The sequence below is a fragment of the Candidatus Limnocylindrales bacterium genome, from assembly GCA_035626395.1.
Taxonomy (GTDB): Bacteria; Desulfobacterota; Binatia; order UBA1149; family CAITLU01; genus DASPNH01.
On sequence record DASPNR010000031.1, the window covers coordinates 168,002 to 183,487 of the forward strand.

Here is a 15,486-nt window from a genome sequence, read left to right on the forward strand (position 1 = left end):
CGCGTCTAGCCGGTCGCATCCATCTCCGCCTGCGCCTGCACGACACGGCCAGTGACGGCAGCGACGGCCGCAGCAAGCTCGTCGCGATCGGCGGGCTTGCCCACGTGAACCTGGAAGCCTGCCGACAGAAGACGGATGCGATCGTCCACCGAGGCGTAAGCGGTCAGGGCGATCGCAGGAATGCGACAGATGGTTTCGGGACCGGTGCGCACCTTGTGGATGAGGGCGTAGCCATCCTCGATCGGCATGCCCACGTCGCACACCAGCACGTCGGCAGCGCGCCGGGACAGCTCGTCCATCGCCTGCGCCACGGATGCGGCCACTCGCACTTCGGCGCCCCGATTGGCCAGCATCACTCGCACCACTTCGTTGGAATCGGGGTCGTCGTCGACCACGAGCACGTCCAGCCCCGCCAGCGAGATGGCCGGGATCTGCGTCGACTCGGCAGCGGCGGGGTGACGGCGCGCCTGGTCGCTGCTGGCGCTCGCCAGCGGAATGAGCGGAAGGCGCACGGTGAACGTGCTGCCGTGGTCGGAGCCGGGGCTGTGGGCGAGCACGGTGCCGCCGTGCAGCTCGGTCAGGTGGCGCACGATCGAAAGGCCCAGGCCAAGGCCGCCGTAGACGCGGTCGGTGGAGACATCGGCCTGCCAGAAGCGCTCGAAAAGATGCGGCAGCAGCTCGGGGGAAATGCCGCAGCCCGTATCGCTCACGACGATCTCGACCTGCGACTCCGAGCGCTCGAGAACGACGTGCACGCGGCCGCCCTTGTCGGTGAACTTGACGGCGTTGGACAGCAGGTTCCAGACGATCTGCTGGAGGCGGTCGGGATCACCGGAGACCAGGCACGGCGAGGTGTCGAGCACGACCTGCAGTTGAATGCCCTTGGCCTGCGCAGCCGGCCGTACCGTCTCGACCGCATTCTGCACGACCGCCGCGAGCGGGACCGGCCGCACCTGCAGGCGCATCTTGCCCTCGACGATGCGCGACACATCGAGCAGATCCTCGATCAGCTGCGCCTGCATACGGGCGTTGCGCTCGATGACTTCGAGCGCGCGCTCGATCTGCTCGCGCGGCAGGTCCTCGGATCGCAGCATCGTCACCCATGCAAGAATCGGCGACAGCGGCGTGCGCAGCTCGTGCGATACGGTAGCGAGAAACGCGTCCTTGGCCTGCCCGGCCGCCCGGGCTTCGCGGACCGCACGATCGGCCTGCGCCACGGCATCGCGCAGCTGTGCCTCGGTCGTCTCACGCCAGCGCGCGAGCACGGCTGCCATGGCACCGCCGATCATGAAGGCGACGACGGTGAAGCCGATCGCGTACGGCGAGCGGCGCTGCTCGGCCGGCACCACCGCGATGACGCACATGGTGGACAGCGCGGTGACGAAGATGCCGGGGCCGCGACCACCCACGAAGGCGGCAGTGAAGATGAGCGGCCAGAATGCGAAGAACGTGAAGCGTTCGCGCAGAATCGGCACCGAGAGCGTCAGCGCCAGCGCACCGATGACTCCTGCCAGCGCGAGCAGATATCGGCGCAGCACCTCCACGGGCGCAGGAGCCCCCTGCGCCGCGGCCGTTCTTTCCCGTCTGTCCAATGTTCCCCGCCCCCGCGCGAACGCATGGATGCTGCGCGAAGGCACGGCTCGACACAACGGCTAAAGACATGATTCTCAGTAGTATGTGTGACTCACACCTCGCTGTTGCGCCGGCGGGGTCCGTTGGTAGGAGGCGTCACCACGACGCCGGGGATGGAAAGGAGGTCCGCAATGGCAGCTCTGGACGGAGTCAGGGTGATCGACCTGACCCAGTGGGAGGCGGGAACGTCGTGCACGCAGCTTCTGGCGTGGATGGGCGCCGACGTGATCAAGGTCGAACCCCCGGCAGGTGAGCCGGGGCGGCACATGATCCGCGAACGCGCAGACGCGGATTCCATCTACTTCATCCTCTTCAACTGCAACAAACGCTCGATCACGCTGGATCTGAAAAGCGCCCGGGGGCGTGAGCTGTTCCGGCAGCTGGTGGCCGGCGCCGACATCGTGGCCGAAAACTATGCAGCCGGCGTTCTCGACGATCTCGGCTTCGGCTACGGGGCATTGGCGCAGATCAAGCCCGACATCATCCATGCCTCGGTCAAGGGCTTCGGATCGTGGGGCCCGTACGCCGGCTACAAGAGCTTCGACATGATCGGCCAGGCCACCGGCGGCGTGCTGTCGGTGACCGGAACCCCCGAGACACCGCCGCTCAAGCCGGGCGTCACCTTCGGCGACACGGGAGCGGGGCTCCACCTGGGCATGGCGATCCTGGCCGCCTACATCGAGCGCCTGCGCACCGGCCGCGGGCAGTCGGTGGAGGTGTCGATGCAGGATGCGATGTTCAACTTCATGCGCTCGGCGCTGGTGGCGCACTATCTGACCGGCGGCATGGCCGCGATGCGCTACGGCAACCGCATGGGCCTGCTTTGCCCGACCGACCTGTACCCGACCCTGGGCGGCGGCCCCAACGACTACATCTATCTGATGATCAGCACGCCGAGGATGTGGCATGCTCTGCTGCGAGCGATCGGCCGCGCCGAGCTGGTCGGGGACGAGCGCTTCGAGGAGCAGCGCGAGCGCGGCAACCACTGGGACGAAGTCAGCGAGATGATCCAGCAGTGGACGCTGCGACACGACAAGCACGAGGCGATGCGGCTGCTCGGCGAGGCCGGGGTTCCGTGCGGTGCGGTGCTGGACTCGGTCGACCTGTTCGCCAACGAGCATCTGCGTGCGCGCGACATGGTCGTGGCCATCGATCACCCGCGCCGGGGCCGCATGGAAATCCCGGGCATGGCCATCAAGATGGGCAACGCCGCCGAGGTCGTGGTGCGCGCGGCGCCCGAGCTCGGAGCCGACAACGAGCAGGTGTATGGCGAGCTCGGGCTGAGCCGCGACGAGATCGGGCAGCTGCGCGAGCAGGGCATCATCTAGGAGCTCGGCTGCCGCCGCGGGCCGCGGGCGCCGAGGCCGCAGCCCGAGTGGCCACAGGAACCGTGCACGAAATGGCTACAGTGACGACGCACGAGTCCGCGTATGCTGCCGCCGCCATGCGCCTGTATCCCATCGAAGACGCGACCATTGCCGTACGCGAGCAGGGCACGGGCCCCGCGCTCGTGTTCATCCACGGCTATCCGACCCACGGCTATACCTGGCGCCATCTGCTGCCGAGGCTGTCGCAGAGCCATCGCTGCGTCGTCGTCGATCTTCCCGGGCTCGGCGACAGCCGGTGGACCGGCTCGACCGACTTCCGCTTCACCGCGCAGGCACGCCGCCTCTGCCGCCTGTTCGAGACGCTCGGCCTCGAGCGCTACTCCATCCTCGCGCACGACACCGGCGCCACCATCGCGCGCGTCGTGGCGCTCTCGCACGGCGAGCGCGTGGCCAGGCTGGCGCTGATCAACACCGAGATCCCGGGTCACCGCCCGCCGTTCATCCAGCTCTACCAGCGCATCGCGGCGATGCCCGGAGCGAGCCTGACGTTCGCGATGCCGATGCGCCTGAAGGCGTTTCGCAAGTCGCCGATGGGGTTCGGCGAGTTCTATTCGGATCCGGTGCTGTTCGACGATCCCGACAACCTGGGCCCTTACGTCGATCCGCTGTTGCAGTCGCGCGCACGCGTCGAAGGGGCGCTGGCCTACCTGCGCGGCATCGAGTGGGACGTCGTCGACGGCCTGCGCGAGAAGCACGCGCAGATCCGCGCGCGGACCATGCTGATCTGGGGAGAGGACGACAAGACGTTCCCGGTCGAGCTCGGCGAGCAGATGGCAGCGCAGTTCCGACCGCCGGCGCGCTTCGTGCGCATTCCCAACGCCTCGCTGATGCCGCACGAGGAGCGGCCTTCGATGGTGCTCGATGCCGTGGTGCCCTTCTTGGGCGAAGCCGAAACGACCTCGTGATGCCGGAGGGAACGACCGTGCCGCGAAGACGCGATCCTCGGCGCCATCGATGGGCGGGCAGCTACTTGCGCCAGTGCGGCGGATAGGAGCGCTCGTAGCTGGCGCGCTGTCTCATGCGCTCGCGCCACTCCAGCAGCCACGGCGTCTGCGCCTGGTCGAACGCGATCTTGGCGCGACCGCTGATCTCGACGAACGGCAGCCAGGCCAGGTCCGCGCGCGTCAGATGATTGCCGGCGATGAACTGGCCGCCGCGCTCGCGCGCCCGCGCCTCCAGGCGCACGATCTGCGCGTGCACGTCGGCCTTGCGCTCGGCCAGCGTCTTCTCGTCGCGCTGCTCGGGCGGTGTGAAGAACATCTGCTGCCCGACGACCCGGAAGGCCTCGAACAGATAGATCGTGCACTCGAGCTCCTCGATGCGCACGAGCGCCCGCTCCGCAGCATCCTTCGGCATCAGCGGCGGCGTCGGATGGCGCTCCTCGAGATACTCGACGATGGCCTGCGACTCGTAGAGCACCAGGTCGTCGTCGGTCATCGCCGGGACCTTGCCGTGCGGGCTGATGGCCAGGTACTCGGGCTTGCGGGTGTCGCCGGCGCTGAAGCTCAGAAGCACCGGTTCGTAGGGGATGTTCTTCTCTTCCAGGACGAGCTGCACGCGCCACGCAAAGGGAGAGCCGGAGCCGTAGTAGAAGCGAATCATCGTCTGACCTCCTGGTGCCGCGCCGCCTGCCGCGCGGCAGAGCGCAGATGCGGCCCCGCCGCCGTCGCGGCTACGGCATCCGTGCCGCTGCCGTCACTCCTCCGCGTCCTCTTCCTCTTCTTCGTAGGCGAAATGCATCGCCATCTCGAAAGCCTTGCGCGTGAACTCGAGCACCTTCTCGAAGGCCTCGTCGCCGAGGTCGCGTGCCGCGTCGTTGCCGCGCAGGATGTTGACGAACGCGCGCTCGCGCTCGAGCTGCAGCGGCAGGCGTCCCATGCCCCAGTCGTCGAGCAGCTTGGCCACGGCCGGGTTGTACGTGCGGGTCAGTCGAAGCACCGTGGGAACGGGATCGTTGCGCGCGACGATGGCGGCCAGGCGAAGGATGAGGTCGAAGGAGAGCGTGGCGGTCCCGGCCTCCACCGCCTCGACGATCGAGGTGTCGCGAAGCTCCAGCGCTCGCGCCAGGTCGGCGCGGGTAAGGCCGGCCAGCTCGCGCAGCTCTCGGACGTAGTTGCCGGCCTCGCGCGCCAGCGACATCGGGCTCGTCGGACCGGTCAGCAGACGACCGACGCCAAGCGGGTCGCCGGTCAGATCGATGACGCGCTTGAGCGCTCCGGTGGCGGCCTCGCCCGTGATGGATGCCATCGCCGACAGCAGCGCCATCTGCGAACCGATCAGCGTCGACGGCGGCTCGGCGACGGGCCTGGGCGCCGTCGGGCGACGCCGCGCGCTCTTCTTCTTCCTGGCTGGCTCGGCCATCGGGCGCAGCCTTCCAGAGACGCCATCCCAGGTCACTCGCCGCCGGTCAGGCGCGCCGGGTGACGACCCGCTTGGACTGCAAGCCCATCGCCCTGCGCAGCCGATACGAGAGGCGAGAGCGCCGCGCGCGTTCCTTCTCGATGGCCTGCAGGACGGCGGGCAGAGCCCGCTTCCCCATTTCCCGTCCGGCCTCGACGGCTTCGCCGCTGCGCATCAGCTCGAAAATCCCGATGTGCGTGGCGCGCGGCGAGATGAAGACGTCGGGCGGGTCGTCGCGGAAGCGTGCGGCGGCGATGTGCGACTGCACGATCACGCTGCCCTTGGTCAGGATCTGCACGATGCCGAGGTGCTCCTCGCCGAGGCGGTGCAGCGCCTGCGTGTCCTCGTCCTCGGCCAGCGGCTCGTGCGGGTCCAGCGGCGTGGCCGCATCGGACGTGGTTGCCGTGATCTCCACAACGCCCGAAGGCCGCAGCATGCTGATGGCGATGACGAAATCGGCCCCGAGTCGGCGCGCCACGCTGACCGGGACCGGATTCGACAATCCGCCGTCGACCAGCACGCGACCTTCGATGATGTGCGGGCGAAAGATGCCCGGGATGGCAACGCTGGCCCGAATGGCTTCGTCGACGGGGCCTGCTTCCAGGATCACCTCGTCACCGGTGTCGAGGTCGGTGGCGACGGCCGCAAACTTCATCGGCAGGTACTCGATGCGCCGCCCGATGACGGGTTGGATGAGCTCGATGCCTCGCCGTCCCGCCAGCAGCCCGGATCGCGGCCAGACCGCGTCGAACAGCGACATCACCCGACCGCGCGTCAGCGACGTCATGATGCGAGCGAATTCGTCGATACGTCCGGCGGCCAGCGCCGCGCCGACGACGGCCCCGGCGCTGGTGCCGGCCACGCAGTGAAAACGGATTCCCGCGGCCAGCAGCTCTTCGAGCACGCCGACGCAGGCGATGCCTGCGGCGCCGCCGCCGCCGAGCGCCACACCGATCTTCAGATCCGCCTTGCCCATCCCCACGCTGGAATCTAGCCCGTCCGCGCGCGGCTGCGAATGCGGGCGCGAAGCAAAAAAAACCGGGCGGTGGAGTCTCCACCGCCCGGCCACGAGCCGAAACGAACCGTTCTCGATGATCAGTGCGTGGTCACCGCGATCTTCTTGGGCAGGACCTTTTCGGGCGCCTGGATCGTCACTTCCAGAACGCCGTTCTTGTACAAGGCCTGCACAGCGTCGGCGTCGGCTTCCCACGGAAGCGTGAGCACGCGTTCGAAGGAACCGTAGGCGACTTCGCGGTAGACGCGGCCGTCCTGGTTCTCTTCGCGCTGATCGCGCCGCTCGCCGCGGATCGTCAGGCGCTTGCCCTCGACCGTGATGTCGACTTCGCTCGGATCGATGCCCGGAAGATCGGCCCGCACGACGATCTGATTGTCGCGCACGAAGGACTCGATCGCCGGCACCCACTTCAGGTTCTGGATCCCGGTCGGAGAGCCGTTCTGCGCCGCGCCGTTGGCGTCACCGAAGAACCGGTTGATCATGTCGTCGAGCTCGCGGTGCAGGACCGCTACCTCCCGGCCCGGCATCCATGTCGTCATTGCTCTCATCGTCCCGTTACCTCCTGCTGGAGAAAGTTTCCTGACGGGCCCGAATTAAGCATCGGGAACCGGTGATCAAGGCCCCTTCGGCGGACGACGGAATCTTTTTTTCCCACGTCCCCATACCGGGTGACGTGTGGGCGGGCTCAATGCGCGGGCCTCGCCGCAGGCGGTGGTGCGGGCGGCGGCGCGGCCGCCGGCGTCGTGGCGCCGGACGGAACCGGCGGCACCGGAGGCCGGGCCAGCGGCGGCTTGCGCGGCGCGGCCTTCCATTCCCGGGCGACCGTCTCGAGCACCTCGGCCCGCGCCCGACGCTGCGCGGCGATCTCGGCCCGCCCGCCTTCCTCATGAAGCTCGGCCGCGCGCCGGTAGAGCTGCGCGAAGCCAGCGGCCGCGGTCGCGATCCACGCATCGAGCCCCAGCTCGGCGCCCTGCGGCACCTCGCGCAGCGAGTCCGGCTCGCTGCGAAGCTGCTTCTCGGCCACCGTCAGCGCCGCCTCCTTGTCGCCGCGAGCCAGCGCCTCGTCGCTCAGCTCGAGCGCGATGCGGTTGGTGACGTTGTAGAAATCGGTGCGAATCAGGCCGAAGGGAACTTCCCAGGGCGCCAGCGTCGCCGTGCCCACGGCCACGGCCACCACCAGCGCGGGCAGCAAGCGACGCGCCTGCAGCCGGCGTGTCCAGGTCACCATCAGCGCCAGCCCGTGCCCGGCCAGCGGCGTCAGTGCGAGCGCCGCCGGGAAACGCAGCCGCGAGAGATTGAAGAAGATCGCGCACACCGCCGCGGTCGAGGCGACCCAGGCCAGCGGGAACAGGAGGCCCGGGCTGCGCCGCAGCCCGAACAGCAGGCCGACTGCGGACAGTCCGACCAGCACCGGCCAGCTCAGCAGCAGGTGGGACGTGATCGGGATGTGCCGCTGGAAGTAGTAGTAGTTGAAGTTGTTGGGCAGCTCGTACCAGTGCCAGAACGCGATCAGCTTGCCCGCCACCAGGCGCGCCCAGTCCGTCCAATGGTCGTATCGCGCAATCGTCGCCCGCACGACGGCGCGCAGATCCCAGCCTGCTTCCGCCAGAATCGCCGGTGCGTGCTGGTTGCGCACGAATCCGCTGCGCGGCGTGGCACCCGGCCCGTTGCCGTTGATGAAGTTGAGCGGCGCGGTCACCGCCGAGCGCAGCGGCGGAGCTCCGATGGCGACGTTGCGCGCGATGAGCGGCGAAAAGCCGACGGCGAACCCGACGAGGAACGCCGCCAGGAACCGCAGCACCGGCGCGCGCGGAATCCCGAGCCATCCGCGCCGCAATGCGACGGTGCACAGCGGCAATGCCAGCACCACGAAGCCGATCGTGGTCGTCGACACCAGGGCGAACAGGCCTGAGCAGACGCCGGTCAGCACAGCTCGTGCCGGTGAGGACGGCAAGGCCAGCGCGCGCAGCATCGTCCACAGGCACAGCAGCGCCCCGAAGCCCAGCAGCGCGCTGCGCAGCAGCAGCGTTTCGTAGTAGACGCCGGTGCCAAGGACCGCGGCGACGAGTCCGGCCGCGATGCCGCTGGTGTTGCCGAACAGCCGCGCGGCGATCGCGTAGGCAAGCAGACAGGATGCGACCCCCACCGCCGCTTGCGCCAGCAGCACGATGCGGGCGTTGCTGCTCCCGCTTCCCGCATAGACCGCCGCGACCAGGTACGGATAGAGCGGGTCCTGCCAGTACGCTCCGCGGCCGACCCAGTCATTCCACGTCTCGGCGACGTAGGCTTCATCGCATGCGCGGTACCATTCGCCTTTGTGGTCGCGCACCGCGCAGACCAGCGCCGTGTTGTCGGGCAGGAACCCGTCGCGCAGGAGGACGTCGCCGCCGGCGACGGTCTGCGCCCAGCGATGGAAGAAATTCATGTCCGTGACGGCCCATCGCTCCATGTGCAGGACCGCGCTGCCCGACAGCTCCAGCCATGCCAGGGCGCGGACGAGGACGGCTGCGCCGAGCACGAGCAGCGCCCCGCGCGATCTCGTCGCGGAAATGACGGCCATCCGACGTCAGATAGCGGAATAAGCCCGGACGGTACATACGGAGCGGCAAAAGCAGCCGCGACACGAGAGATCCATGAACGAGCATCCGAACGCCGCGCTGGTGCGCGACCTCTTCCGCGCCTTCGCCCAGGCCGACCTCGCGACCATCGAACGCATCATCCCCGACGACGCCGTCTGGGAGTTTCCCGGCAGAACCGGCGCACTGGCAGGCCGTCACGAAGGGCGCCAAGCCATCCTCGGCTTCCTGATGAACGTCACCTCGCTCAGTGCCGGCACCTTCGGCCTCGACCTCGAGGACGTCGTCGCCAACGAGCGCCACGCCATCGCTCTCTTCCGCGGGCACGCCACCAGAAACGGAAAGACGCTGAGCAATCCCACCTGCCTGAAAATGCGGATCCAGGACGGCCAGATCACCCGGCTGAAGGAGTTCGTCTGGAACCTGTACGAAGTGGACGACTTCTGGTCCTGACTAGGGTCGCCAGCTGCCGCTGCGGCCGGCAGGCGGCGCCTTGTTCAGCAGCAGCCAGTAGGAGCCGATGACGCGCGCGGCTTCGTTGAACTGCTGGAAGTCGACGGGCTTGACGATGTAGCTGTTGACGCCGAGCTCGTAGGTTTCCAGGACGTCACGGTCCAGAACCGACGACGTCAGCGCGACCACGGGGATGTTGTGCGTGCGCGGGTCGGCGCGGATGCGGCGCAGCACCTCGACGCCGTCCAGCACCGGCAGCTTCAGGTCGAGCAGGACCAGCTTGGGAGCGTCTTCGCTCCGACGGCCCGCGTAGGGGCCCTCGCCGAACAGATACTGCACCGCTTCGAGGCCGTCACCGACGACCTTGATGCGAGCGTTGAGGCCATGCTTGCGGAACGCGCGCAGCGTCAGCTCGACGTCGGCGGGGTTGTCTTCGACGAGCAGGATCTCGGCCGCTTCCTCGGCGGTCTCGCTCGAGCTCATTCCTCACCTACCGTGAAGTAGAACGTCGAGCCCGCTCCCGGCTGCGAGTGCGCCCACATGCGGCCGCCATGCCGTTCCACGATGCGCGAGGCGATGGCGAGACCGAGGCCGAGCCCATCGTACTCGGCCGGTCGATGAGCGCGCTGGAAGAGCTCGAAGACCCGCTGCGCATTGCTCATGTCGAAGCCCACGCCGTCGTCGCTGACGTAATAGAAGCGTTTGCCGTCCTTGTCGCCGCTGCCGATCTCGATGCGTGCATGGCTGCGCAGCATGGTGAACTTCTGCGCGTTCGACAGAAGCGCCAGCCAGACCGTGCGCAGCAGGTGCGGATCCCCGATGCACTCGGGCAGGTAGCCGGCGCAGACGTCGACCGAGCGGCCCGCCCTCTGGCCTTCGAGCTCGGCGATGCAGCTGGCGACCAGCGCCTGCATGTCGACCGTCTCGCGCGCGAGCGTGCGCCTGTCCTCCCGCGTCAGAGAGACGATCGAATCGATCAGGCGGCCGACCTCCTCGGTGTTGCGCCGGATCACGTCGAGCATGCGCCGCCCCTCCTCGTCGAGGCGCGCGCCCTGGTTCTCGGTGAGCAACGTCGCGAACCCCGCTATCGCACGCAGCGGCGTGCGCAGGTCGTGCGCCGCCATGTACGCGTACTCGCGCAGATCGCGGTTGGCCATCTCCAGCTCCACCGTGCGGCTCTGGACGCGCTGCTCGAGGTCGGCCGCGATCTCGGCGAGGCGCCGCTCCGAGTCCTTGCGCTCACCGATGTCGCGGTGGATCTCGCATGCGCCGCAGGCACGGCCGTGGCGGTCGAGAATGGGCGCGGCCGTGATCGACACCGCGACGATGCGGCCATCCTTTGCGCGGCGGCGCGTTTCCAGATCGACGGTGGTCTGGCCATCCAGCGTGCGCGCGACCAGATCGGTCACCTCGGCGACCATTTCCGGCGGCGCCAGAATCTGCGCCGAAGCGCCGGTTACCTCGGCGGGCGCGTATCCATAGAAGCGCTGCGCGGCGGGATTCCAGCTCGTGAACGTTCCGTGCTCGGAGAGGGAAAAGACGGCATCGCCGCAGCAGCGCACGATGGCCTCGGGGAGGCCCGCCTCGGTTATGGAGAAGCAGTCGTCGGGCGAGGGAAGCGTCCGAAAAGATGTCTCGCTTGGGCTGCTGTGCATCCTCGAACCATCCTCGAGTGTTGCCCGGTGCGACGGCTCGGCCGAGGCCCGCCGCGGCATCGTCTCCGCTTCACGGACTCGCCATCGACATGTGTACGCTGCTTCTCCGACGACGTGCAAGATCGGCTTCGCATCCATCGCGCCCGATGTTCGTAGAAGGGCGCGTCTGCGGGTGGTGAGGCTCCGGGAGCGACAGCGACGGTCTACGACTGATTGCTCAGGTTGGTACCGACAGCAAGAACCCTGTCGTCTTTTCGATTGACGCACGTAGCGATGACGAGATCGCCTGCGACGTTCAAAGCGGTGCGACACATGTCGAGCAAACGATCAACGCCGAGAATGATGCCGATGCCTTCGGCGGGGATGCCGACCGAAAGCAGGAGGATGGCCACGAGCGGAAGCGAGCCTCCGGGCACGCCGGCCGTGCCGACTCCGGCCAGGATCGACAGGAGGACGACCGTAAGCTGCTGTCCCGTGGACAGCTCCACGCCGAACACCTGCGCCAGGAAGAGAACGGTGACACCCTCATAGAGCGCCGTTCCATTCTGGTTCGCTGTTGAGCCAACAGTCAGCACGAACCGGCTGACGTCGCGCGGAAGGTGCAGCTCCTCTTCGGCCACCCGCAGGGAGGTCGGCAGCGTCGCATTCGATGAAGAGGTTCCGAAGGCAGTCACCAGAGCGTCCGAGGCGCTGCGGTAGAACCGCACCGGATGCACGCGGCCGATGAGGGTGAGCGCCAGGGAGTAGACGACGGTCGCCTGCAGCAGCAGCGCCAGCAGGACGACCATGACGTAGCCGATCAGCGTCGAGAGGATCTCCAGGCCCAGCGTCGCCGTCAGCGCGAAAACCAGCCCCGCAACGCCGACGGGCGCCAGTTTCATCGCCATCGCGATGATCACCATCGAGACGTCGTAGAGGCCCTCGAGCACGGCGACCAGCGCCGTGGTGCGCGCGGGCGCCATCGTGATCGCCACGCCGAACAGCAGCGCGAACACCATCACCGCCAGCATTCCGCCACCCGGCGAGCTGCCATCGAGGGCGCCCACCATCTCCTGCAGCGGGTTCTTCGGAATGAGGTCGAGGATGACGTCGCGCAGCGGCTTGGCCTGCTTGCTCGCGGCGATGGCGCGCTCGGTGGCATCGGCCGAGGCGAACCGCTCGCGCAGATTCTCGCGCGTCTGCTCGCTCAGCTGGCGGCCCGGCTCGAGCGTGTCGACCAGGCCGATCCCGATGCCGACCGATGCGCCCGAGAGCAGGACCGTCATGAGCAGGGTGGCGATGCCGACGCGGCGCAGCCGAGAAAGGTCGCCGATCTCGACCACGCCCAGCGCCAGCGCCGAGAACACAAGCGGCAGGACGACCATGAAGATCAGGCGCAGGAAGATCTGTCCGAGTGGCTGCGCGATGTTGTCGCTGGCCCACAGCAGACGCGCATCGTCGGGCCCGAGCGCGAGGTTGCCGGCCAGGCCGAGCACCGCGCCGGCGCCCAGCCCGAGCAGGATCTTCCAGTGCAGAGCCAGCCGGCCTTCGCTCATCCGCCGATTCCGCCGCCGCGCGCGGCGGTCGCCGAACCCCGGCCGAGCAGACGCGGAACCACGCGAGCGACGCCGTCGCGCGACATGTGCGTCTGGTCGACGTACAGCGCCAGCGGCGCGAACTGCGACTGCGCGCGCTGGCGCTCTTCGTTGGTGACATCCAGGTAGTCGACGACGGTGAAGCCTTCCTGCGCGGCGAGGGCGAGCAGCCGCCGCTTCTCGTCGTGATAGGTCGGGAAGTCGAACTGCAGGTGTCCGCGCAGGCGCGTGACCTCGGGAACGCTGTTGTAGATGTAGGGCATGTACAGGAACGTCACGCGCGCGATGCCGGTGCGCCTGACGTAGTCGCGAAGGTAGGCGATCAGATCCTCGGGCGTCCCGTAGCGCGCCTCCGGGTCGAAGTCGTTCTCGCAGAACACGTACAGCAGCTCCTCGAGGCTGCCGCGGTAGCGCTCGGCCGCTCCGTCCATGGCGCAGGCGATGTCGTCGGCGGCCGCGCGCGAGATGCCGAGGTTGACGTACTGACGCGCCCGATCGGCGCTCTGCAGCTGCGAGGCCAGCGTCTCGGAGTCCTCGAGCATGATGCCGTTGGCCACGCTGTCGCCGGCCACCAGGACCTTTCGAGGCGACTGCACCGGCGGCAGCGTGACGCGCTCCCCGTGTTCGTTGGTGGTGTGAAGGACGGTGCGGAACGCATAGCGTGCGAAGAAAGCCTCCAGCTCGGGCGGCAGCTTGCGGTCGGCATCGTAGAAGAACGTCATCTGGTCGAAGGGGTTGAAGAGGTTGGTGCGCAGGAAGCCGACCTTCTTGCGCAGGTTGGGCTTCTGGCGGCGGCACTCGCCGCTCTCGTCGTTGATGGAGGCCTCGGGCGTCTTCAGCTCCGAGAACGGCGAGTTGCCCACGCCGACGCCGTTCGCCTTCATCGCCTCGAGCATGGGCTCGATCTGCGAGAGATCGGTGATGGTCACCGTAAGGGGATCGCGGGGATCGGGCTCGAGCTGACGCCGGGCCACGAAGCGGGTCGCGTAGAAGGACCACGCCAGGCTCGTCTCGGCCTGGCTGCCCTTGCTCAGCGCATAGATTCCTTCGGCCAGCAGATACGGAATGACGGAGGCGCCGAGCAGGGCGAGGAGAGGAAACCATGCCCGGCCTCGCGGCCGGCCTCGAACGCCGCTGCTGCCCATGGATGGTTCAGGATGCCCCGGGGCGCTTCAGGACGAAAGCCAGCGCTTGCGTACACGGCTCGTGAACGACCCATCGCTTGCGCCGGCCCGGATCGGTCTCCAGCTCGAAGCCGTTGCGCGCGAGCACGCGAGCCGAGGCGACGTTGTCGGGATCGACCAGCGCGAAGATGCGCCGCATGCCCAAATCCTGGAAGCCGAAGCGAACGATCGCGGCGACGGCTTCGCTGGCCACGCCGCGGCCCCACTCCTCGACGGCCAGGCAGTAGCCGACCTCGCAGGCGCGTGCCTGCGGGCTCAGGCGTCGCATCAGTCCGCAGCCGCCCAGGATGCGGCCGTCTTCTCGCGACGCGATGACGACGTGATAGTTCGGGCGCGGCCGCAGCTTCTGCTCGGTCAGCGTCCGTTCGATGAAGGCCATCGTCTCGGCCTCGGTGTTGGGGCCCCAGCGCAGATAGCGGGTGACGCGTGCGTCGCTTGCGTAGCGATGGATGCCGGCGAAGTCGCCGCGGCCGATCTCGCGCAGCACCAGCCGCGACGTCTCCAGGCGGATCATGTCTCGTCGACGACTTTGTTCTCGATGGCACCGATGCGCTCGATCTCCACTCGCACCACGTCGCCCGGAACCAGCCAGCTGCGCGTCGGGTAGCCGACGCCGCTCGGAGTGCCGGTGGAGACGACATCGCCCGGCTCCAGCGTGAATGCCGTCGAAAGCGTCTCGATCATCTCGTAGCAGTTGAAGAGGAGGTGGCGGGTGTTGGAGTGCTGGCGCTCCTGCCCGTTGACGAACGTGCGCAGCTCCAGCGCGTGCGGATCTCCCACCTCGTCGCCCGTGACCAGCCAGGGGCCGATGGGGCCGTGGGTGTCGAAGGATTTACCCAGCGTCATCGTCGGCGCCTTGCGCTGCCAGTCGCGAATGGTCACGTCGTTGACGACCAGGAAGCCGGCGATGACTTCGTGCGCGCGCTCACGCTGGACGTGGCGGCAGCGCCGGCCGATGACGAAGCCGAGCTCGCCTTCATAGTCCATGGCGCGGGAAACGCGCGGCCGCACGATCGCATCGTACGGCCCATGGACGCACGTGACCTGCTTGTTGAAGAACACCGGAAACTCCGGCCTCTCCCGCTCGGTCTCGGCGATGTGGTCGGCGTAGTTGAGGCCGATCGCCAGGAATTTCCGCGGCCGCAGCACCGGCGCTTCCAGATGAACATCGGCCAGAGCGATGCGCGCGGCGGTGCCGCCGGCTTCGGCGGCGCGCCGCACCATGTCGAGCGGGTCGCCCGGCGTCTCCAGCAGCGCGATCATGTCATGCGGCAGCGCAGGCGCCGCCACCGCCAGATCGACGATCTCCTGGCCATCGACGACGCCGATGCGCGTCGTTCCTTGGTGGGTGAAGGTCGCAAGCTTCATGGTCGGCTGCGTCTATCACCCCGCCGCTTCAGTGAAAACGTCCCTTGCCCGCAAGCGCACGCCGCCCGGCGATGGGCGGCGCCGCGGTAACGTCGCACTTGCCGGGAAGCGCACGCGCCCGGCGATGGACGGCCGCGCGGTAACGTCGCACTTGCCGGGAAGCGCACGCCGGCGTTGGACGGCGCCGCGGTACGCTGCCTCCAGCGCATCGCCATGGGCCGCAGCGATGGAGGAGACTGCT

Annotated in this window: 15 protein-coding genes; 3 read left to right on the top strand and 12 right to left on the bottom strand. The window is 68.3% G+C overall.

Features of this window, described 5'->3' with window-relative positions; translation table 11 throughout:
* Positions 1–5 precede the first annotated feature (5 nt).
* Complete coding sequence (locus VEC57_12215; protein ID HYB99886.1) at positions 6–1,538, bottom strand: ATP-binding protein; 1,533 nt, start codon at positions 1,536–1,538, stop codon at positions 6–8.
* Between the two features lie 225 nt (positions 1,539–1,763).
* Between VEC57_12215 and VEC57_12220 the strand changes: the two genes are divergently transcribed.
* Both VEC57_12220 and VEC57_12225 read left to right on the top strand, forming a co-directional pair.
* Positions 1,764–2,960, top strand: a complete 1,197-nt coding sequence (locus tag VEC57_12220) for a CoA transferase (GenBank protein HYB99887.1) — start codon at positions 1,764–1,766, stop codon at positions 2,958–2,960.
* 71 nt (positions 2,961–3,031) lie between these two features.
* Entirely contained in the window at positions 3,032–3,925 is an 894-nt protein-coding gene (locus VEC57_12225; protein HYB99888.1) for an alpha/beta hydrolase, read from the top strand.
* Between the two features lie 61 nt (positions 3,926–3,986).
* Here the strand turns inward: VEC57_12225 and VEC57_12230 are convergent, their stop codons facing one another.
* From VEC57_12230 to VEC57_12250, 5 genes are all read right to left on the bottom strand, one after another.
* Complete coding sequence (locus VEC57_12230; GenBank protein HYB99889.1) at positions 3,987–4,622, bottom strand: glutathione S-transferase family protein; 636 nt, start codon at positions 4,620–4,622, stop codon at positions 3,987–3,989.
* 93 nt (positions 4,623–4,715) lie between these two features.
* Positions 4,716–5,381 carry a hypothetical protein gene (locus tag VEC57_12235; GenBank protein HYB99890.1) on the bottom strand — a complete coding sequence of 222 codons (666 nt, stop codon included), beginning with the start codon at positions 5,379–5,381 and terminating at the stop codon, positions 4,716–4,718.
* A gap of 46 nt (positions 5,382–5,427) precedes the next feature.
* Positions 5,428–6,396, bottom strand: a complete 969-nt coding sequence (locus VEC57_12240; protein ID HYB99891.1) for a patatin-like phospholipase family protein — start codon at positions 6,394–6,396, stop codon at positions 5,428–5,430.
* 119 nt (positions 6,397–6,515) lie between these two features.
* A complete protein-coding gene (locus tag VEC57_12245; protein ID HYB99892.1) occupies positions 6,516–6,983 on the bottom strand; it encodes an Hsp20/alpha crystallin family protein in 468 nt (155 codons plus the stop codon).
* Between the two features lie 137 nt (positions 6,984–7,120).
* Entirely contained in the window at positions 7,121–8,995 is a 1,875-nt protein-coding gene (locus VEC57_12250; GenBank protein ID HYB99893.1) for a glycosyltransferase family 39 protein, read from the bottom strand.
* A 73-nt stretch (positions 8,996–9,068) separates the two neighbouring features.
* Here VEC57_12250 and VEC57_12255 point away from each other — a divergent pair, with 73 nt between their 5' ends.
* Entirely contained in the window at positions 9,069–9,464 is a 396-nt protein-coding gene (locus VEC57_12255; GenBank protein HYB99894.1) for a nuclear transport factor 2 family protein, read from the top strand.
* On the opposite strand, the gene VEC57_12260 is transcribed toward VEC57_12255, so the two are convergent.
* The 6 genes from VEC57_12260 to VEC57_12285 all read right to left on the bottom strand — a co-directional run bounded on the left by VEC57_12260 (position 9,465) and on the right by VEC57_12285 (position 15,245).
* Positions 9,465–9,947 (bottom strand): response regulator, encoded by a 483-nt coding sequence (locus VEC57_12260; GenBank protein HYB99895.1) that lies wholly within the window; start codon positions 9,945–9,947, stop codon positions 9,465–9,467.
* On the bottom strand, positions 9,944–11,119 hold the full coding sequence (locus VEC57_12265) for an ATP-binding protein (protein ID HYB99896.1): 1,176 nt from the start codon (positions 11,117–11,119) through the stop codon (positions 9,944–9,946). The genes VEC57_12260 and VEC57_12265 overlap by 4 nt, the downstream gene beginning before the upstream one ends.
* Positions 11,120–11,322: 203 nt before the next feature.
* On the bottom strand, positions 11,323–12,654 hold the full coding sequence (locus VEC57_12270; protein ID HYB99897.1) for a dicarboxylate/amino acid:cation symporter: 1,332 nt from the start codon (positions 12,652–12,654) through the stop codon (positions 11,323–11,325).
* Positions 12,651–13,838 carry an SGNH/GDSL hydrolase family protein gene (locus VEC57_12275; GenBank protein HYB99898.1) on the bottom strand — a complete coding sequence of 396 codons (1,188 nt, stop codon included), beginning with the start codon at positions 13,836–13,838 and terminating at the stop codon, positions 12,651–12,653. The genes VEC57_12270 and VEC57_12275 overlap by 4 nt, the downstream gene beginning before the upstream one ends.
* Positions 13,839–13,845: 7 nt before the next feature.
* Positions 13,846–14,391: a GNAT family N-acetyltransferase gene (locus VEC57_12280; protein HYB99899.1), complete on the bottom strand. Its 546-nt coding sequence runs from the start codon at positions 14,389–14,391 to the stop codon at positions 13,846–13,848.
* Complete coding sequence (locus VEC57_12285; protein ID HYB99900.1) at positions 14,388–15,245, bottom strand: fumarylacetoacetate hydrolase family protein; 858 nt, start codon at positions 15,243–15,245, stop codon at positions 14,388–14,390. The genes VEC57_12280 and VEC57_12285 overlap by 4 nt, the downstream gene beginning before the upstream one ends.
* Positions 15,246–15,486: the final 241 nt, after the last annotated feature.

Coding starts and splice junctions, on each gene's coding strand:
- VEC57_12230 (HYB99889.1), bottom strand. CDS start 4,622: ATGATTCGCTTCTACTACGGCTCCGGCTCTCCCTTTGCGTGGCGCGTG.
- VEC57_12265 (HYB99896.1), bottom strand. CDS start 11,119: ATGCACAGCAGCCCAAGCGAGACATCTTTTCGGACGCTTCCCTCGCCC.
- VEC57_12245 (HYB99892.1), bottom strand. CDS start 6,983: ATGAGAGCAATGACGACATGGATGCCGGGCCGGGAGGTAGCGGTCCTG.
- VEC57_12255 (HYB99894.1), top strand. CDS start 9,069: ATGAACGAGCATCCGAACGCCGCGCTGGTGCGCGACCTCTTCCGCGCC.
- VEC57_12285 (HYB99900.1), bottom strand. CDS start 15,245: ATGAAGCTTGCGACCTTCACCCACCAAGGAACGACGCGCATCGGCGTC.
- VEC57_12260 (HYB99895.1), bottom strand. CDS start 9,947: ATGAGCTCGAGCGAGACCGCCGAGGAAGCGGCCGAGATCCTGCTCGTC.
- VEC57_12235 (HYB99890.1), bottom strand. CDS start 5,381: ATGGCCGAGCCAGCCAGGAAGAAGAAGAGCGCGCGGCGTCGCCCGACG.
- VEC57_12250 (HYB99893.1), bottom strand. CDS start 8,995: ATGGCCGTCATTTCCGCGACGAGATCGCGCGGGGCGCTGCTCGTGCTC.
- VEC57_12220 (HYB99887.1), top strand. CDS start 1,764: ATGGCAGCTCTGGACGGAGTCAGGGTGATCGACCTGACCCAGTGGGAG.
- VEC57_12280 (HYB99899.1), bottom strand. CDS start 14,391: ATGATCCGCCTGGAGACGTCGCGGCTGGTGCTGCGCGAGATCGGCCGC.
- VEC57_12270 (HYB99897.1), bottom strand. CDS start 12,654: ATGAGCGAAGGCCGGCTGGCTCTGCACTGGAAGATCCTGCTCGGGCTG.
- VEC57_12240 (HYB99891.1), bottom strand. CDS start 6,396: ATGGGCAAGGCGGATCTGAAGATCGGTGTGGCGCTCGGCGGCGGCGGC.
- VEC57_12225 (HYB99888.1), top strand. CDS start 3,032: ATGGCTACAGTGACGACGCACGAGTCCGCGTATGCTGCCGCCGCCATG.
- VEC57_12275 (HYB99898.1), bottom strand. CDS start 13,838: ATGGGCAGCAGCGGCGTTCGAGGCCGGCCGCGAGGCCGGGCATGGTTT.